Raw genomic sequence first — 19525 nt, 5'->3', positions numbered from 1 at the left:
AATATATTTTAAAGTTTTTAGTCTGGTAGGAGGGAGTGAGAGGCTATTTATCCGGAAAAATTTGCCCGGGTAGGGTTAACCTTTGATGATGTTCTTTTAATTCCTGCAGCTAGTGAGGTATTGCCGCGGGATGTGGACACCTCTTCATTTTTTACCAAGAAAATTAAGTTAAACATTCCTATAATAAGTGCGGGAATGGATACCGTTACGGAATCAAGAATGGCTATAGCTATGGCCAGGGAAGGCGGAATCGGTGTAATCCATAAAAACATGTCTGTGGAGAGACAAGCCCTGGAGGTGGATAGGGTAAAAAGATCGGAGCATGGTATAATATCCGATCCAATTTATCTTTCCCCTGAAAGTCCCATAAGTGAAGCATTGGTGTTAATGGAGCGCTACAGGATTTCGGGTGTCCCGATTACGGAAAATGGAAAGCTGGTGGGAATTTTAACTAACAGGGATTTGCGTTTCGAAAAGGATTTTAGCAAACAGGTTGGCAAGGTAATGACTAAAGATAATCTTGTGACAGCCCCCGTGGGAACTACTTTAGAGGAAGCCAAGGAAATTCTTCAAGCTCACAAAGTGGAGAAATTACCCATAGTTGATGAAGAATTTAATTTACGCGGCCTTATAACCATTAAGGATATTGAAAAGGCTAAGCAATATCCTCTCTCAGCGAAGGATGCCCGGGGTAGGCTGCTTGTGGCTGCCGCTGTAGGGATCAGTGACGACACTATGGTCCGAGTGGATGCCTTGGTAAGGGCGAATGTGGATGCCATTGTAATAGATACCGCCCACGGCCATTCACGGGGAGTATTGGATGCGGTTTATGCCATCAAAAACAAATATCCTGACCTCCAATTGGTAGCAGGAAATGTGGCAACTGCGGAAGGAACTCGTGATCTTATTGAAGCCGGTGTCGATGCCGTTAAAGTAGGGATAGGACCCGGTTCAATTTGCACAACCCGCGTTGTTGCAGGAGCCGGGGTACCACAAATAACTGCCATTTATGATTGTTCTAATGAAGCTATAAAACACGGTGTACCTATAATTGCAGACGGAGGTATAAAGTATTCCGGAGATATAACTAAGGCATTAGCTGCTGGGGCAGATGTGGTCATGCTCGGTAGTTTGCTAGCCGGGGTAGAGGAAAGTCCCGGCGATATAGAGATATTCCAGGGGCGCAGTTATAAAGTATACCGGGGAATGGGTTCTCTGGGAGCTATGAAAGAGGGCAGTAAGGACCGGTATTTCCAGGAGGACCAAAAGAAATTGGTACCCGAAGGTGTAGAAGGCAGGGTTCCTTATAGGGGGCCGCTGGCCGATACCATTTTTCAGCTGGTTGGTGGCTTGCGTGCAGGTATGGGCTATGTAGGGGCCCGAAATATTCAAGAATTAAAAACCAAAACCAAGTTTATACGTATAACGCCCGCTGGCCTCAGGGAAAGCCATCCCCATGACGTATGGGTTACTAAGGAAGCCCCAAATTACAGTCTTAAATAAAAGGAACTGCCGGATGAAAAGCCGGCAGTTCCTTTTTTAATAGGGAAGAATTTGCTAGGTTTCAATAAACTGAAGTTTTTTAAATTGTTCGATATCATGGGTTGTTAAATTTTTACCAAATCTTGCCATCAATACATTGGCAGCATGTTCGCGGATATCGGGGTCATCAGTATCGAATTTTACCATTCCTACCACGCCAAAAACCTTTGCCAGCATTTTTTGGTACGACCATATGTCAAGGCCTGTATTCTCCAAATCCCAGTGCCAGCAGTACTCGGTGGTAATCACTACCTTTTCCTCCATAATGGGATTGGAAAAGGCAAACTTTAATAATTTTACCCCTAATTTATTATTTCTGTATTTGGGACTAATTTCTATGGCGCCTAGCTCTAGGGCCTTTGGGTGTTTGCTCCACCGAGTAAAAGGGTCTGGTTCGTGAAAGCTTACATATCCTACAATCGTTTGTCCACTTCTAATTATGTACACTATCCCATCCGGAGAATCCGCAATTTCTGCCAGTGCCTTTTGTTGTTTTTCAGGTATACGGAAACTATTGAGTCCTCCATCAAAATTCATGCTTATTATATATTTACTATCAACAGGACCTTCAATGTAAACGTTTCCTAATTTAGTTCTAATATTTTCTCTTTTAACCTGGATTTTCTTAACCACCTTATCCCCCCATTGCCCCCTCATACTTTCGTTCGGGGATAAAAGAAATATAAGCATTATCAATTTAATTAATTATATGGTAAGAATATTTTATTGCACAAGTTGTTTTTCAAAATTTTATAAAAACAAACAAAATGTATTTTATTTCAATATTTGGGAAGGAAAAACAATATTATCCCGAGAATAGGTAAAATATTAATTTTGGAATTAATTGGAATAAGAGGAAGGTGATACGTATTGGAAGGACAACTCCATTCTCTTACGGATGTATTAAAAAAGACATTGTTTTTCTTTGAGGCCATGACGGTGGAAGAAATTACACCTTATGTGCACCGTCAGATGTTAAAGGATTATAATCTGGAACAGGTTGCAGAAAAGGTTTTATTGTGTTTGCAGCAACATTCTTGTTTTTATAGTGACGAGCAAAACCGTTGGTATTTAAATCTGGATGGCAGCAGGGAAAATGATAAGTTTTATAACATGCTTCTTACTAAGCAAAAACCACTGAGTTTAAAAGAGATACAAAAAGGTAACGGCAAAAAGAAGAAGAAAAAAACAGTGGCTGAAGAGGCCGCTTTGATATCCGACGGGCGATTTATTCAATTAAATAACGGTTATTGGGGACTGACCGAGTGGGAAGTGGAAAACAGCAGTTATTCCCTCAAACAGCTGGTGATTAAAGCCTTAAAAATGCACCCCACCGGCTTGTCCTCCCAACAGCTTTATAAGGCTGTAAAGTCCTGGAGAGAGGTTAATTTCAATGAAGTTGAACAGATTTTAAAAAAGTTTCCTTATTTTGAACAGGTGGCGGAAGGGGTTTGGTGTTATAATTCTCAATCTCATTTAGCTTATGAAAGTATCCTTAAACGATTTTTGTCTACCCTGGAGCGACAGCGGAAGCGATGGCACCGGGACAGAGAACGGTGGAAAAATCAGGTGGCGATACTGCAAAAGCAGCTTCAAGAGGTAAATTCGGCATATAGGGAAGTGGCTGTTGCCCTGGCTGAAAAAGTGGAGAAATCAGAACAACAAAATCAACTGTTGACACAGTTGGCCGAAAAAGATTTATTGCTTTCCCTGCGTAAAAAAGAAATTTATAGGTATAAAGAGCATCTTAAAAAGGCGGAGGCAAAAGCAAATAGTATTCTTCACCAATGTAAACTTTGGGTGCAGCGGGCCAGGGAAGCGGAGGTGGATAAACAGCGGTTACAGGAAAATTTGGTCAAGAGCCAAGCCAGTTTAGAATCCCTCTTCACCAAGCTTCAGAAATATAAGGAAAAGGATAGGGAAAATAAAGCCAAGATAGCTGAATTAAAGGAGATGCACGCTACCCGGGTGGCGGAATTACAAACTGAAATTGTGGAATTAAAACAAAAATTGGAGCGTACCAGGGAACTAAATGAACAGGGTGAAAAGAAACTTCGGGAAGAGATTAACCTTTTAAGTAACGATTTAAAGGGAGCACTGGAGGGAAATGAAGAACTTAAGAAATCTCTCCGCATGGCCCAACAAGAGCTGAACCGGGCCAGGGATGAATATAAAAGGTTAGAGACACGGCTTAAAAATCCCGCAGTTCGCTTGGTTATAAAATTTTGTTCCATATTTGATCGTAAAACCGGGCAGGTATTTTAACAAGGGAGATACCTTTCAAGGTATCTCCTGAGGCTGTTGACAAAAACAAGTCAACAGCCTTTTATTTTATGGTAAAATTGAGTAAATAAGAATTAGGAGCGAACAAACATGTTAAAAAAACCAGAGTACCGCCAAGGACAACTGGAACTTGTTTGCCTAGAACAACTGGTACCTGAAGATCACTTGCTGAGGAAAATAAGTCGCTTCATAGACTTTAACTTCATAAGAGAAAAGGTCAAACACCTATATTGCCCGGATAACGGTCGTCCTTGTGTAGATCCCGTAATGCTTTTTAAAATGCTTTTTATTGGCTACCTCTTTGGCATAAGATCTGAACGGCAACTGGTTAAAGAAATAGAGGTTAACATAGCTTACCGTTGGTTTTTGGGCCTTTCCCTAACAGATAAAGTTCCTCATCATTCCACCATTAGCCAGAACCGGCGGCGTAGATTTAATGGCACAAATATTTGTCAGGAAATATTTGATGAAATAGTTATGCAAGCAATTAAGAAAGGACTAATAGATGGAAAAGAGTTATTTACGGACTCTACACATTTAAAGGCCAATGCCAACAAAAATAAATTCACACTCAAAAAAGTGAAACGTTCAACTCAAGCTTATTTGGAAGAACTGGAGCATTCAGTGGAGGATGATAGAAAAAAGCATGGAAAAAAGCCGTTGAAACCAAAAGAAGAACAACTTGAAAAAAACAAAGAAATACGGGTGAGCACCACGGACCCGGAAAGTGGCTACATGGTTAGGGACGGCAAACCCCAGGGTTTTTATTACCTTAACCACGTAACGGTTGATGGAAAGCTAAGCTTGATTACCGACGTATATGTTACCCCCGGAAATGTGCATGATTCTGCACCTTACATAGGCCGTTTGGACCGTCAGATAAAGCGCTTTGGCTTTGAAGTGGAAGCAGTAGCCCTGGATGCCGGGTATTTAACCATGCCTATATGCCATGAACTGCAAAAAAGAGATATTTTTGCTGTTATAGCCCATCGACGTTACCATCCTAAGAAAGGCTTATTTCACAAATGGCAATTCAAATATGATAAGGAAAATGACTGCTATATATGTCCTGCCAAACAGAAACTTACCTACCGTACCACCAACCGCCAGGGGTTCCGGGAATATGTTTCAGACCCCCGGATATGCAAAATCTGCAAATATTTATCTAAATGCACCCATTCCAAAAGCTATACTAAAGTAATTACTCGACACGTTTGGGAAGATAGCAAAGACTGGGTAAGACAGAACCGCCTCAGTGAGCGGGGGAAAGCCTTATACAAAAGAAGAAAAGAAACTGTTGAGCGGAGTTTTGCTGATGCCAAAGAACTCCACGGGTTACGCTATGCCCGTTATAGGGGTAGAGCAAAAGTTATGGAGCAGTGCTTATTGACAGCTGCCTGTCAGAATATGAAAAAGATGGCAAATTATCTCTGGAAGAGGGGTAACCCTCCTTTTTTACCACTGCTGGTTCGGATAATACAAAAGTTTTCGCAAAAGCAATTTAGCTTGAAATATGCAATGTAAAGTTAAACCCGGGGCAAAACCCGGGTTTGTCAGCAATCTCGGGAGATACCTTTCAAGGTATCTCCTTCATGCTTGTGCGCCCGGCATGGGCGATAACTTAGGGGTGAAAGTCCCCTGCGGGGGTTGGCAGCACCAACCGCTAGCCAACGGCAAGGGTGTCCACGGCGACGTGGAATCCGAAGGAAGCCCGAGGCAAAATTCCGATCCGAGGACCACGAACCGCGGGCGAGGCCGTCACATTCGGGCGAGCCTGCAAGACAAGGCAAAGCCCAATGCTGCCAAGGGGTATGGCGGTAAACGCGGCGGGTGTGGGAGGAAAGTTATCGCTCTTTTTGGGGGGAATTTTTTCACGAAAATGTTTTCGTTTTTAAGCCATACTCAGCTTGGAAAATTTCCCCCAAAACCCGGGGAGGTCTGCCGGATATGCCCAGTACTCAGAACTTGAGTGCTGGGTAACCCGGGTCGAGAGGCTCGGCTGAGCCGGCAGAAGTCAGCAGAGGTCATAGTACCTGCTCCAGACGTCAAAGCAGGGAAGGACCGAACACCAGGTGGAGGGATGAACTTGGCAAGTTCGCGAGACATGCGAAGACAGCAGAAAACTCCAAACGGCGCGCAAAGTCAAAGATAAGCGCATACTCAAACTAATCCGGCTATACCTGCAATCCGGGGTCATGGTAAATGGTTTGGTCCTGGTAACGGACGAGGGCACACCACAAGGTGGGCCTCTAAGCCCGCTACTGGCCAACATCATACTTGATGACCTGGACAAAGAGCTGGAGAAGCGGGGACACTGCTTTGTCAGGTATGCTGACGACTGCAACATCTATGTTCGCAGCCGCCGGGCCGGAGAAAGGGTCAAGGCCAGCATAACCGCCTACCTGCAGAAACGGTTAAAACTCAAAGTAAACGAGACCAAGAGCGCGGTAGACCGTCCATGGAAGCGCAAATTCCTTGGTTTTAGCATGTACAAAATCAAGGGGCAAGTGCGCATCCGCCTGGCCCCTCAAACCATCAAGCGGCTGAAGGACAAAATCCGGGAACTAACTTCTCGAAGCAAAAGCATAAGCATGGAAGAACGCATCCAGCGGATTAACCAGTACCTGATGGGTTGGGTAGGTATTTTGCACTGGCCGACATGTCCAACAGATTAATGGATATTGAAGGCTGGTTACGAAGGCGCCTGCGCATGTGCCTGTGGAAACAATGGAAACGGGTTCGCACCCGTTACCGGGAATTGCGGGCCCTCGGTCTCCCGGAATGGGTTGCACACCAGCTGGCGAACACCCGTAAGGGATACTGGCGCATAACCGGCGGCCCATTAAACAATGCCCTGAACACTACCTACTGGCAGGCCCAGGGCCTCATAAGTTTAACCGAGCGTTATCATTTTATTCGTAGCACTTGGTGAACCGCCCAGTGCGGACCCGCATGCTGGGTAGTGTGAGAGGACGGGGGTTAATCACCCCCTCCTACTCGATTTCTAGGACCGGGATATTTTTATACAGGTGTTAATATTGTGCAAAAAGAAACGAACAATTATATACATACGATTTGGAATATAAGTTACAAATTTGAGATGCCGGGGATGTCCGAAAATCGACAGAAAATACTTACATGATATAATTAAAATCAAAGTATGCAAATAAAAAATTAAACCTGCGAGGTGCTATTTTGGGTAAAAATGGTAGTACCATTTTAAGGGATAGGTTTATACAAGAGGCTACTTTGGAGCCCATGAGCCGGAAAATTTCTTTGGTCCTTGAGCAGCCCAGTCTTACCAATAACCAGGCGGACGTGGATAAGGTTCGACAAATGCTGGAAAGGGAGTTGGGAACGGTAAATGTTCCCCTGCACCTCATGAATAAAATATCCTGGGAATGCCGGGCGGGAAACTGGGAAATTACTGTTATTGTGGGCAGAATGGGCAGGGGATGGAAAGTTATTAGTGTAGAAAGGGGAAATTTCCGCATTCCCCTTTACGGGCTGGCCATTGATGTGGGAACCACAACCGTGGTAGTTTACTTGGTGAATATGGAAAACGGGAAAATAATTGACGTAGAGGCTGATTATAACGGACAGGTTGCCCTGGGGGAAGATATCTTAACCAGGATATACTTAACGAGGGAAAAAGACGGCCTGCAAAGGATGAGGAAGGCAATAATACATACTTTAAACCGGCTTAATGAACGTCTTTGCAAGCGTAATAAGTTGAAGCTCCGAAAAATTGCTGGTGCCGCAATTGCAGGAAATACCACCATGATTCACTTTTTACTCGGGCTTGACCCGAAAAATATATGCATGGCCCCGTATATACCGGTAGTAAATAACCCGGGCTTTTTGGAAGCCCGGGAAGTCGGGTTAAATATTAATCCCGATGCTCCTGTATACTGTCTGCCCAGTGTAGGAAGTTACGTTGGTGGAGATGCTGTGGCAGGTGTCCTTGTGAGTGGTATGCATACTCGAGAAGAAATTGCATTATTTGTTGATATAGGTACAAATGGGGAAATGATAGTGGGTAATAAGGAGTGGCTTGTTGCTTGTGCTGGAGCTGCCGGGCCGGCTCTGGAAGGAGGAGTGGCCCAATGGGGGATGCGGGCGGGACCGGGAGCTGTGGATAAGGTAAACATTTCCCTGGACGGGACCGTTTCTTATAGAGTAATCGGTAATGAGAAAGCGCGGGGAATTTGTGGCTCGGGTTTGGTAGATTGCTTGGCCCAGTTGTTCTTGGCGGGAATAGTGGACAGGGCAGGGAAATTTAGAAAGGGTGACAGGTTTATCGTTGTTCCCAAAGAAGAAAGTGCCACCGGCGAAGACATAGTTGTTACCCAGCGTGACATTAATAACCTCATGCGTACCAAGGGAGCTGTCAGTGCGGCCCTGGAACTTTTGTTGGAGAGCGTTGGGTGTTCCCTGGAAAATTTGGGGGCTTTTTACGCTGCCGGTGCCTTCGGCCAGTATCTCGATCCGGAGTCAGCCATAATAATAGGGTTGTATCCGGATCTCCCCCGGGAGCGTATAGTAAGGCTTGGTAACAGCGCCGGCGAGGGGGCGCGGCTTGTTTTGATATCTGAAGAAAAACGCAGGGAATTGGAACATATAACAAAAAACATAACATATTTTGAATTAAATGCCAATGAAGTCTTTATGAACAAATTTGTAAGCAGCAAGTTTTTACCCCATACTAATTTAGATTATTTCCCCAGTGTTAAAGCCAAGCTGGCCCGGCGGGGATTAATAAACGTTTAGCTTGTATAAACATCACCGTAGCACCAAATAGTAATCTTAAACGGAGGTGTTTGCGGTGATTTATTTTGATAACGCAGCCACATCATGGCCGAAGCCCCCGGAAGTTATAGAATCTGTGGAAAAATTTCTTAAAAGAATTGGTGCAAATCCGGGCAGGTCGGGGCACAAGATGTCCGTGGAAGCGAATAAAGTTGTGGAAGATACCCGGGAATTACTATGCAAGCTATTTAATGCGGGCAGCCCGGAAAGGGTAATATTTACGCTGAATGCAACCGATGCATTAAACATGGCTATAAAGGGGCTTTTAAAGCCGGGTGACCATGTGGTTACCAGTTCTATGGAACATAATTCGGTAACCCGCCCTCTGCATGTATTGTCCCAGAAAGGAGTAAGCATTACAAAAGTTCCGTGTGCCAATGACGGTTCCATAAATCTTGAGGATGTAGAAAATTCCTTGAAGGAAAGCACAAAGGCAATCATTATCCTACATGCCTCCAATGTCACCGGGACATTAATGCCCATCAAGGAAATAGGCCGGCTTGCCAAAGAAAGGGGCTTAACTTTCATTGTGGATGCCGCCCAAACGGCGGGAGTATTTGAAATTAATATGGCGGAAATGAACATTGACCTGTTGGCCATTCCCGGGCATAAAGGGTTAATGGGGCCTCCGGGTACGGGTGTACTTTTAATGGGGGATAATGTTGAATTAGAGCCCTTGCGGGAGGGCGGTACGGGGAGTTATTCCGATGTCTCCGGCCAACCTGACGTTTTGCCCGAAAAATATGAGAGCGGCACTTTAAATACAGTTGGGATTGCAGGATTAAGGGCCGGCATAAAATGGCTTATAAAGGTGGGTATAGAGCGTATAAAGGAGCATGAAGAGGGATTGGTTAAAAGATTTCTTCAGGGGGCCGAAGAAATAGCGGGGCTTAACGTTTACGGCCCCAGGGATCCAAAAAAACAGGCACCTGTAATATCCTTTGCCCTGGAGGGGAAGAATTCGGTAGATGTGGGAGGAGTTTTAGACAAATGGTTTAATATTGCCTGTAGGGCAGGTTTACATTGTTCCCCTGATGCCCATAAGACCTTGGGTACTTTTGAAAAAAAACTGGTAAGGTTTAGTTTTTCTTATTTTAATACCCCGGAAGAAGTGGATTATGCCCTCAAATCACTGGCAGAAATATCCAGATCTAAAATTCCGCAGGCTGAAGGTTGCGGCTGTTAATTATGAAGGGCAACTGCCCAGGGGGCAATTGCCCTTTGCTGCTCTGATACTTAATCAACTTTAACGTTCTCATTTATCCATTTAACGATTTCTTCGATAGGAGTACCCGGGGTAAAAATTTTTGACGCCCACCCGCCCTCAATCAGGGCTTTAATATCTTCTTCGGGTATAATGCCACCGCCTATAATCATAATGTCTTCGGCATCGTTTTCCTTCAGAAGTTCACGTATCCTGGGGAACAGAGTCATGTGGGCGCCGCTCAAAACGCTTAAACCAACTATATCCACGTCTTCTTGAATAGCAGCTTCAACTATCTGCTCCGGAGTTTGGTGCAAGCCGGTATAAACTACTTCCATGCCTGCGTCTCTAAGGGCGCGGGCAATAACCCTTGCACCGCGATCGTGACCGTCCAATCCAGGTTTGGCTACTAATACTCTTATTTTTCTGGCCATATTTTTCCCTCCCGGATAGTCAATTTTTAGAAAGTTGGCTTTTCCTTATATTCTCCAAATACCTCACGCAGAGTATCAACTATCTCGCCCAAGGTGGCGTAAGCACGGACACATTCCAGGATATATGGGATCAGGTTCTCCGTGCCGGCGGCGGCTTTTTTCAAGGCGTCCAGGGTGTCGTTAACCCGGTTATTATCACGTTCCCGGCGCAACTTCTTAACATTTTCCACCTGCTGGCGTTCCAATTCGGGGTCGATTTTAAGGAGTTCGATTTCCAATTCTTCATCTTCATCAACAAACTCATTGACACCCACAACAATTTTTTGTTTCTTATCAAGTTCCGTCTGATACCTATATGCTGCATCGGCGATTTCCTGCTGGAAATAGTTTTGCTCAATTGCTGCCAGTACTCCGCCCCGCTTTTCTATTTCTTCAAAGTATTTTTCAGCTTCTTCCTCCATTTTATTGGTCAGTGCTTCCACGTAATAGGAGCCAGCCAGCGGATCAATTACGTTGGCTGCACCGGTTTCATAGGCAATTATTTGCTGGGTGCGCAGGGCAATTTGTACTGCCTTTTCCGTAGGCAGGGCTAAAACTTCATCCATGGAGTTGGTATGCAGAGATTGGGTTCCCCCGAGGACTGCAGCTAAAGCTTCATAGGCCGTGCGAACAATATTATTTTCAGGCTGTTGGGCGGTAAGACTGCAGCCAGCTGTTTGGGTGTGGAAACGCATCAGCCAGGATTTGGGATTCTTGGCCCCGTATTTTTCTTTCATGCGGCGGGCCCAAATACGCCTTGCTGCGCGGTACTTGGCAATTTCTTCAAAGAAATCAATATGGGAATTAAAGAAGAAGGAGAGTCTGGGTGCAAAATCATCAACATCCAAACCAGCTTTGATTCCTGCTTCCACATAGGTAAATCCGTTGGCCAGGGTAAAAGCCAGTTCCTGTACTGCGGTGGAACCGGCTTCCCGGATGTGATAGCCACTGATACTGATGGTGTTCCATTTGGGTACATAGTCCTTGGCATAAGCAAAAATGTCAGTTATAAGTCTCATGGAAGGTTCAGGCGGGAATATCCATGACTTTTGGGCTATATATTCCTTAAGTATATCGTTTTGGATGGTACCTCTTAATTTTTCCGAAGATACTCCCTGTTTTTCTCCAGTTGCGATATACATGCACCACAGAATTGCTGCCGGGGCGTTTGTAGTCATGGATGTACTTACTTTGTCCAGGGGGATGCCGTCAAACAATGTTTCCATATCTTTAAGGCTATCAATAGCTACACCTACGCGCCCCACTTCACCGGAGGCCCTGGGGTGATCGCTATCATAACCCATAATGGTAGGCATATCAAAGGCCACGCTAAGGCCGGTTTGGCCCTTGCTTAAAAGAAATTTATAACGTTTGTTGGATTCTTTTGCGGTGCCGAATCCGGCAAACTGGCGCATAGTCCATAGACGTCCCCGGTACATGTTGGGTTGAACTCCGCGGGTAAAGGGATATTCGCCGGGAAAGCCCAGGTCGCGCATGTAATCCAAGTCTGCGATATCTTCCGGGGTATAAAGGTCTTTAACAGGCATGCCGGATACCGTTTCAAATTTAATATTCCGGTCTTTCATTTTGGACCTTTTTTCAAGCCATTTTTCTTTGCCTTTTTTTATTTCATTTAATTTGTTACAAGACATTATTATAACCCCTTTCTTTATTATTTTAAAATTCTAAATATTTATTAGCTGGTTAAATAACTGATTAGCTATAGAATAAGGATCTGTATTTCGCTCTAAAATTTTTTCTACCATTTCTTCCACATTATCGTTAGAAAATAATTTTTTCTCTAATTGGGAGTGAATTTTTTCCTCTAAAAGTTCCATAATTTCTTGTTGAATTCTCTTCCGGGCTTTTTCCTTTTGGTCTTCACTTGATTTGATATATTCCCTATGTTTTAGGATCATGTTCCATAATTCCGGTATGCCTTTTCCCTCTATGGCAATCGTTTTCACTACTGGAGGCCGCCAGTTATTATGGTACGGACTCATATCCAGCATTTGTTCTATATCGGTGATTATTTTGACGGTATCGGCCAGATCGGCCTTGTTAATTACGAAAATATCGGCAATTTCCATAATACCTGCCTTTATGGTTTGGACATAATCGCCGGCTCCAGGAGTAAGTACTACCAGAGTAGTATCGGCATAGTGCATTATATCCAGCTCACTTTGTCCCACACCTACTGTTTCAATAAAAATAATCTCGCATCCGAAGGCGTCCAACACTTTTACGGCATCTTTTGTCGCCCTGGCCAATCCTCCCAAACATCCCCGGGTGCCCATGCTACGTATAAAAACTCCGCGGTCCAGGGCGTGTTCTTGCATACGAATGCGGTCTCCCAGCAATGCACCTCCGGAAATGGGAGATGTTGGGTCAACCGCAATTATTCCTACTTTAAATCCTTGTTTCCGTGCCTGTTTGGTAAGAACATCAGTTAAAGAGCTTTTTCCGGCTCCAGGAGAACCTGTTATACCAACGGTAAAAGCGTTTCCGGTATATGGAAAAATTCGAGCAAGGAGACTTTGTTTATTTTCGTCTTCATTTTCAATCATACTGATCGCCCTCGCCGCCATTCGCCGGTCTCCGGCCAACAACTTATCAACATTAATCATTTAAATCCCCACTTCCTTTTTAATACTCTATACCTTTCCTTGCTTTTATACCTTGGTAGAAGGGGTGTTTTATCAATGTTATTTCACTTACCAGATCAGCGACTTCCTGAATTTTTTCCGGCACATATCGCCCGGTAAGTACCAATTCTACGTGAGGAGGTTTATTTTTGATTATGTCCAGCATTTCATCGACGGGAACCAGGTTGTAGTCCATGGCTATATTAACTTCGTCTAAAATTACCAAATCATAGTGTCCTTCACTGATAACCTTTTTAGCAGTTTCCAGGCCTTGTCGGGCCATATCCTGGTCGGATTGGGAGGGGTTTTCTTTGCTGACAAAAGTTTCAAGCCCGCTTTGAACTATAATTAAATTAGGTAAAAACTTTTCTGCGGCCCGTAATTCACCGTATTCTTTACTTCCTTTCATGAATTGAAGCATAAATACTTTATAGCCGTGACCGATTGCCCGCAGGGCCAGGCCCAGGGAGGCAGTAGTTTTCCCTTTGCCGTTACCTGTATAAACCTGTACCAAGCCTTGTTTAATGCGGGGGCGTGACACGGATATACACCTCCCTTTATATTTTAAACTTGATATTTTAAAAATGTTTAGAAATGTTTATCTATTTAAAATTCTCAGCAATATTTATACCAGTTACGTTATAAAGTAAGTAAAAATACTCAAATAGTAGTATATTTTTTAAATTTTAGTCATTTAGTAACTTTTTAGAGTGTATTAAAAAATATACACATTTAGCCAAGGAGCCAGGTTTAAAAAGTTTTTTGGTTTTTTTTTAAATAAAAAAGGATGAGAATGTAAACTTATATAGACAAATATGTATATTAAAAAAACCCCCATGGGGGGTTATTTTTCAGGCTTAAAAAAATGTTTACGCCAAAAAAGATAAACTAACATTCCTAAAAAGATAAAACAAGCGGCAAATATACCCCATATGATAACTTCACCGGGAGGGCGGCCATGTTTTTTTGCATCCAAGGCAACCCAAATTCCAGAGCAGGCCATAAAAGTCAAAAAGAAGATTTGGGTTATTAAAGCAATAGCCGTCTTCACTTCCAAACTCATATCATTCCACCTCAAGAATGTCCCAGCGATTGCAGCGGGAACCCCAACGGCCGATAACTTTACCATTTTCAAGAATTTCGGCAATCTCGCAAGCATTGGGACAGCCATCACATTCAAAGCTGTTGGTTTTATAATCCAAGGATGCAATATAAAATCCCTTAAATTTGGTTTTATTTTTATTTTGCTCAATACTTTCCCGTGCGAGTTGGGCTGCCCCGATGGCACCCATAATATGGTGATGCTTGGGAACATGCACCGGCATGCCCAGGAATCTTTCAAAGGCTGCCTTAATGCCCGCGTTGGCAGCCACTCCTCCCTGGAATACCACGGGGGGTAAAATTTCTTTCCCTTTTCCCACGTTATTAAGGTAATTACGTACCAATGCTTCACAAAGTCCATTAATGATATCAGCTAAGTTATGGCCCATCTGTTGTTTATGAATCATGTCCGATTCTGCAAAAACGGTACATCTCCCGGCGATACGAACGGGGTTAGAAGACTGCAGGGCTAACTTGCCGAATTCTGTTATGTCAATATTCAGCCGTGAAGCCTGCTGGTCCAAAAATGAGCCTGTTCCTGCGGCACATACGGTATTCATTGCAAAATCAGTTACAACGCCGTTTCTTAAAATGATTATCTTTGAATCCTGACCTCCTATTTCCAGGACTGTTTGTACATCGGGTACTATTGTTGATGCTGCCACTGCGTGGGCGGTGATTTCGTTTTTAACCACATCGGCCCCTATCATCACTCCGGCGAGGTGCCTGCCGCTGCCGGTGGTACCTGCAGCGCAGATGGAAATATCTTCAGGTAAAGACTCAGCTATTTTTTGCATCCCGTATTTTATTGTTTCCACAGGTTTACCGCGGGTACGCAGGTAAAGACCTTCTACTACTTCGTTATTTTCATTTAAAACAACAATATTTGTACTTACTGAGCCTACGTCAATGCCGAGATATCCTTTCATAGTGGTCCCTTCCTGCTTATTTTTTACGATATTATGCAGTTGTTAATCGTAAATTCTTTTGAGCTTTTTTCCTTTTCATTAAGTCCACAAAAGCTTCCAGGCGCGTTGCCATTCCTGCCTTTCCAGTTTGTTCGTCTAGGAAGAAAGTGAGAACGGGAATATTATACTTTTTGCTGACAGCAGGTAAAATTGTCCTAGCTACAATTTCAGGAATACAGGTAAAGGGTGCCAGTTGAATTACACCGTCAAAGCCGCGCTTGGCATATAGTATGGTATGTCCAATGGTATCCCTGCCATGTCCTCCGATGAGTTCAGGAAGGTAAGGAGCGGCAGCATCTTTAACACTGAGTATTTCTGCCGTTTCTTTTATGGTATTATCCCTGGTCCACCCGGTAAGGAACATTGACCTTTCCACTTCTGCTCCTAAATTGCCCAGGGTTTCTTCAATTTCCAGATTGCTGGCCGGTTCGAGCAATACATAAATTTCGCCCACCAACCCTACCTTGACAATGGTGCGGGAGGTGTCTTGAGGAATTTTTTGTATTTCTTTTAACGCGGCGGCCTCGGCCTCTTCTATTTCCTTTAGGGTATAGGCCTGATCGATCCAGGTAAGAACTTTTTTATAGATGTGGGTGGTTGTTCCTTGCTTTTGTTCACGGGGGCGGATAATATGAGTCAGTTTTTCCAAGTTATCTAAAGCCTTAAGTTTTTTCCATGCTCTTTTTATGCACTGGTAAATTGCCCGGTAAGAAAGACGTGCGGCGTTTAATTTTTTTACGTTGCGTAAAAAATCTAAAGGATATAATTTGGGAGGTTCAAACACAACCCAGTCAAAGTCATAGCCTAGTTCCCGGAGAATTTCCTTGTGCAGCTGTGCATATTGTCCTGCCCGGCAGGGCCCTACTCCCCCGGTGGTAACAATAAGATTAGCTCCTTTTTCGGCGGTTTCTATGTAAGTTCCTAACAGAATTTTAAGGGGAAGACAGGCAAATTCCGGTGCGTATTGCACCCCGAGGTTCAATGTTTTACGACTGGGACGAGGTGGTAGAACCACTTCATTTCCCAAGTCTTCCAGCAACATTTTAAATGCCCTGTAGGACTCCCCTATGTGGGGAAAAGTTACTTTATTGGGCAACTGACATCCCTCTCTTTTTACGTTTTACCATGTCCGTAAAAGCTTCCAGGCGGGTGGTAATCCCTGCTTCTCCCGTATGTTCGTCAATGGTTAAAGTCATAAAGGGTATGTTGGGATACTTTTTTGCTTCTCGGGCGATAAAGTTGTTTAACAGGGAATCCGGGCCGCACCCAAAGGTTGTAAGGTGAATGGCACCGTCTATCAGACCTGATTTAAAATAATATTTTGCTGCCCGCATTACCTTTTCGCTAAAGGTCCAAAATAGATCCTTTTTTATTTCCATTTTCTGCCTGTTCAATGTCTTGGGAGAAACATTTTCTGGAGTTACTACCTTAATACCCATATTTTGCAGTTTTCTAATTAATTGTACATTTATGTAAGGATCATAAATGGTATATGGATAACCCAGTAGGGCGAAAGTAACTTGTTCTTCTTTTTTTAAGGTGAAGCTAATATTTTTTCCTTTTAAAATGGACATTGCTTCATTGGGCTGATAACCGGAAAGTAATAGCTTATTAAAGCGGTGATATGTCTTTTTTGCCAATCTATAGGCGTTAAATATTTTTCTTTTGCTAGCGCCTAAGAACTTACCCACTTGTTGATATGCTTTCCAAATGGCGAATCGTTGTGATCTTGTATCTACCCGAACGTCAATTAGCGGCGGCATATCGGATAAGCCGTGACGAATCATGTCGGGCATGCCGAGAAATTTGGGGCAGTAAACTGTTTTTTTATTGGTACATACTATTCTGGGTATAAAAAGATAGTCCACTTTGTCTTTAAGGGCGAGGGCATGGCCAAAAAAGATCTTAACCGGTACACATGCATCGGCCAGGGCTTCTCGTACCCCATCGTCCAGGAGTTGTTTTGTTGTTTTGCCTGAAGAGATCACTTCTGCACCCAGTGTTCGAAAAAAAGCCTCCCACTTGGGGTAATAGACATAATAAAAAAGAGCACTGGGTATACCTATTTTGACCATACCCATATCCTCCCAGTTTAAAAGAGGTTTTATATAAACATATTCTAAATTATTCTTGGATCTGAAAAAAAATCCTTTTGCAAATTCCAACAAAAACCGCGAATTACGAATTTTTAGCTTATAATGTGTATTTTACAAATTTATGTTGTTAAAGCAGGCAGGAAACCCAACTATTTTAGAGAACATTGGGGGTGAATTGCGTTTTGTCTCTAATTTAAGAGAGTATGGAATTTTTATTACGGAGGGATGTGAATGGCTAAAATTAACTTGGAACCTGCGCATGCCGTTGCTAAAGCGGAATTTGCTGAAAAGGTGCCAGAGGAAATGGCTAGGAATTCAATGGTTGTTTATGAACCTGAACGTAAAAGATTTATCGTACCCTTTCTAAGACAAGATTATTATATACATTTTCCCGACGGTTCTGTGGAAATGGTAGGAAAAAAAGAAGAAGTAGACCAGACTGTTCAAATATTATTGTTGCATTATTTGACTCATGCTTCACCGGGTCAAGTACAAGATAAATTAATATCCTTCAAAGAACTTCCCGGAGGAATGATATATGTAGAACCATTTACAAACCGTGCTATTCGTCCATTGGTCGGCATTTTTGGCAATAATCCTTCCAAGTTGGTGGAAGCAGGGGAGAGTCTAGGGGGGAAACGGAGAAATATGGGGGACGCTGCGGTAACTGTACCGGTTTTGCCCAAGATTCCTATAACATTTGTAATTTGGGAAGGGGATGATGAGTTTCTTCCTACGGGCAACGTTCTTTTTGATAGTTCAGCTCCTTTCCACTTGGATACGGAAGATTATGCCCTTTTACCTGGGTTAGTTTTATCCGAAATGAAAAAAAAGATATAAAGGATGTGAAAGGTTGAGTGAAGTGATGGAAAAAAAGATATCGTCGGAGGTAGTTTACCGGGGTAAAATTTTAAATCTGCGGGTGGATACCGTTCAATTACCCAATGGTAATTACAGTAAGCGGGAAGTGGTGGAATATACCGGCGCGGTGGCAATTGTGGCCCTCACCCCGGAAAAAGAAGTATTAATGGTACGCCAGTATCGTTATCCTGCTGAAAAGGAATTTTTGGAAATACCTGCCGGAAAATTAGAACCAGGGGAGGTTCCTTTGGAATGTGCTCAAAGGGAATTAAGTGAAGAAACAGGTGCTGAAGCAGGGAAATGGCAGAAATTATGTACCTTTTATTCGACACCGGGATTTTCTACTGAAAAAATGCATCTATTTATGGCTTCGAACCTAAGTTTCAAGGAACAACATTTAGATGAGGATGAGTTTGTGGAAGTGGAAAAAGTAGCCTTTACAGAGGTGCTGCGGATGATAAGAGAAGGTAAAATATATGATGCAAAAACCATTATAGGAATTTTGTTAGCCAAAGATTTTCTGGATATATAAAAAGCCGGGACTACCCCGGCTTTAATTATCCATTTGTGGTAAATATGATTTTATTATTTTTGATAAAGGCCTTATGCGGTCCACAGCTCCCTAAGCGGGGAGGGGGGCCTAAATGTATAAGGTTGGTTATTCTTAATACTTGGGGGGATAAATGAATAGCCGTTATAATGGCTTTTTTATCTCCTTTGGTGCCGGCATAAACAGTACCTGCACAATGTCCCATTACCAAGATGTTACCTCCTGCCTCTACCTTTGCCCCGGGATGTACATTTCCCAATATTATAATGTGGGATGGGTGAGATACAGACTGTCCCGAGCGAAGGGTGCGCTTTATTAAGAGGGCGGGTTCCGCGTTAAGGGTGGAAGTATAATTTTTCCTTTTGGGGGTCGGGGAATATAGTGCCTCAATTTCAGGTGCTACCGGTCCCTTGTTGGGTATCAGGCCATATTGCCTACAAATAGATTCCAGTTCATATTGTTGATGCGGGACTAACTTATACGGTCCGGCAAAAAAAGTAAATTTTGCTCCGGAAAAAAAACCTTTGGAGGACTCCATTTTCTGCTGGAGGTGGTGCTTTAAATCTTCGAATTTACGGTTTGAGTCCAATAATATCACCAGTCCGCTTTTTGTTCCCTTTATACTGACAGCATCCTTGCCCATATTTCCTCTCCTGTTCCATAGAATACAGGAATACTGTACATTTCGATTTTTTTTCAATATTTCCTCCTTAAAAACTTCTTTTTAGTCAGTTTTACTGTCGGTATTTTTTATATTTTTAAATTTATATTACTTTCTACTCTTTTGAATTTGTTTGTATACGACAGGTAACATGTCAATCTAAATTTACAACCTTGCTTTGATGCTGGTTTAAAGAAAATTTTGAGACCTAATCCGTTAATTTTAGTAAACAAATTCTATTCTAATACTCTTTTGTTATATTTTATGCTAACCTTTAAAAGCGGTTTATATAGGTGAGGTATAGCCATTTAAAGAAAAAAGTTTGAAAACTG

The 19525-nt window shown here is 43.0% G+C and carries 17 protein-coding genes and 1 pseudogene; 8 read left to right on the top strand and 10 right to left on the bottom strand.

The window, feature by feature from the left end; translation table 11 throughout:
* Positions 1 to 45 precede the first annotated feature (45 nt).
* Positions 46 to 1503, top strand: coding sequence for an IMP dehydrogenase (guaB, locus tag ACX4JR_RS10925; RefSeq protein ID WP_476060537.1), 1458 nt, complete (start codon positions 46 to 48; stop codon positions 1501 to 1503).
* A gap of 54 nt (positions 1504 to 1557) precedes the next feature.
* Here the strand turns inward: guaB and ACX4JR_RS10920 are convergent, their stop codons facing one another.
* A complete protein-coding gene (locus ACX4JR_RS10920; RefSeq protein WP_476058088.1) occupies positions 1558 to 2175 on the bottom strand; it encodes a GNAT family N-acetyltransferase in 618 nt (205 codons plus the stop codon).
* 237 nt (positions 2176 to 2412) lie between these two features.
* Between ACX4JR_RS10920 and ACX4JR_RS10915 the strand changes: the two genes are divergently transcribed.
* The 5 genes and pseudogenes from ACX4JR_RS10915 (at position 2413) to ACX4JR_RS10895 (ending at position 9820) form a co-directional block, all read left to right on the top strand.
* A complete protein-coding gene (locus tag ACX4JR_RS10915; protein WP_476058087.1) occupies positions 2413 to 3807 on the top strand; it encodes a phage-shock protein in 1395 nt (464 codons plus the stop codon).
* Positions 3808 to 3915: 108 nt separating this feature from the next.
* Complete coding sequence (locus ACX4JR_RS10910) at positions 3916 to 5349, top strand: IS1182 family transposase (protein WP_476058086.1); 1434 nt, start codon at positions 3916 to 3918, stop codon at positions 5347 to 5349.
* A 602-nt stretch (positions 5350 to 5951) separates the two neighbouring features.
* Positions 5952 to 6757: pseudogene (locus ACX4JR_RS10905) on the top strand (group II intron maturase-specific domain-containing protein); the annotation flags it as partial.
* 263 nt (positions 6758 to 7020) lie between these two features.
* Entirely contained in the window at positions 7021 to 8595 is a 1575-nt protein-coding gene (locus tag ACX4JR_RS10900) for an ASKHA domain-containing protein (protein ID WP_476058085.1), read from the top strand.
* Positions 8596 to 8650: 55 nt separating this feature from the next.
* Positions 8651 to 9820 carry an aminotransferase class V-fold PLP-dependent enzyme gene (locus tag ACX4JR_RS10895; RefSeq protein ID WP_476058084.1) on the top strand — a complete coding sequence of 390 codons (1170 nt, stop codon included), beginning with the start codon at positions 8651 to 8653 and terminating at the stop codon, positions 9818 to 9820.
* Between the two features lie 50 nt (positions 9821 to 9870).
* Here the strand turns inward: ACX4JR_RS10895 and ACX4JR_RS10890 are convergent, their stop codons facing one another.
* The 8 genes from ACX4JR_RS10890 to ACX4JR_RS10855 all read right to left on the bottom strand — a co-directional run bounded on the left by ACX4JR_RS10890 (position 9871) and on the right by ACX4JR_RS10855 (position 17100).
* Positions 9871 to 10272 (bottom strand): cobalamin B12-binding domain-containing protein, encoded by a 402-nt coding sequence (locus ACX4JR_RS10890; protein WP_476058083.1) that lies wholly within the window; start codon positions 10270 to 10272, stop codon positions 9871 to 9873.
* Between the two features lie 26 nt (positions 10273 to 10298).
* Positions 10299 to 11897 carry an acyl-CoA mutase large subunit family protein gene (locus ACX4JR_RS10885; RefSeq protein ID WP_476060536.1) on the bottom strand — a complete coding sequence of 533 codons (1599 nt, stop codon included), beginning with the start codon at positions 11895 to 11897 and terminating at the stop codon, positions 10299 to 10301.
* 99 nt (positions 11898 to 11996) lie between these two features.
* On the bottom strand, positions 11997 to 12938 hold the full coding sequence (meaB, locus tag ACX4JR_RS10880) for a methylmalonyl Co-A mutase-associated GTPase MeaB (protein ID WP_476058082.1): 942 nt from the start codon (positions 12936 to 12938) through the stop codon (positions 11997 to 11999).
* Between the two features lie 19 nt (positions 12939 to 12957).
* Positions 12958 to 13497: a cob(I)yrinic acid a,c-diamide adenosyltransferase gene (gene cobO / locus ACX4JR_RS10875; protein ID WP_476058081.1), complete on the bottom strand. Its 540-nt coding sequence runs from the start codon at positions 13495 to 13497 to the stop codon at positions 12958 to 12960.
* Between the two features lie 303 nt (positions 13498 to 13800).
* Positions 13801 to 14019 carry a hypothetical protein gene (locus tag ACX4JR_RS10870; RefSeq protein ID WP_476058080.1) on the bottom strand — a complete coding sequence of 73 codons (219 nt, stop codon included), beginning with the start codon at positions 14017 to 14019 and terminating at the stop codon, positions 13801 to 13803.
* A 1-nt stretch (position 14020) separates the two neighbouring features.
* A complete protein-coding gene (locus ACX4JR_RS10865; protein WP_476058079.1) occupies positions 14021 to 14986 on the bottom strand; it encodes an acyl-CoA dehydratase activase in 966 nt (321 codons plus the stop codon).
* 31 nt (positions 14987 to 15017) lie between these two features.
* The gene (locus ACX4JR_RS10860) at positions 15018 to 16121 is read right to left on the bottom strand and encodes an acyl-CoA dehydratase activase-related protein (RefSeq protein WP_476058078.1); all 1104 of its coding nucleotides are present in this window, start codon (positions 16119 to 16121) and stop codon (positions 15018 to 15020) included.
* On the bottom strand, positions 16111 to 17100 hold the full coding sequence (locus ACX4JR_RS10855) for an acyl-CoA dehydratase activase-related protein (protein WP_476058077.1): 990 nt from the start codon (positions 17098 to 17100) through the stop codon (positions 16111 to 16113). Before ACX4JR_RS10855 ends, ACX4JR_RS10860 begins: the two co-directional genes overlap by 11 nt.
* 252 nt (positions 17101 to 17352) lie before the next feature.
* On the opposite strand from ACX4JR_RS10855, the gene ACX4JR_RS10850 reads away from it, so the two are divergent.
* Both ACX4JR_RS10850 and ACX4JR_RS10845 read left to right on the top strand, forming a co-directional pair.
* Positions 17353 to 17961, top strand: coding sequence for a DUF3786 domain-containing protein (locus ACX4JR_RS10850; RefSeq protein ID WP_476058076.1), 609 nt, complete (start codon positions 17353 to 17355; stop codon positions 17959 to 17961).
* A gap of 22 nt (positions 17962 to 17983) precedes the next feature.
* Entirely contained in the window at positions 17984 to 18514 is a 531-nt protein-coding gene (locus tag ACX4JR_RS10845; RefSeq protein WP_476060535.1) for an NUDIX domain-containing protein, read from the top strand.
* A 25-nt stretch (positions 18515 to 18539) separates the two neighbouring features.
* Here ACX4JR_RS10845 and ACX4JR_RS10840 read toward each other — a convergent pair whose 3' ends face one another.
* A complete protein-coding gene (locus ACX4JR_RS10840; protein WP_476058075.1) occupies positions 18540 to 19175 on the bottom strand; it encodes a septum site-determining protein MinC in 636 nt (211 codons plus the stop codon).
* Between the last annotated feature and the right edge of the window lie 350 nt (positions 19176 to 19525).

It is taken from the genome of Desulfofundulus sp. JL263-se, assembly GCF_056316025.1.
This window is presented reverse-complemented; position numbering and strand designations above follow the sequence as displayed.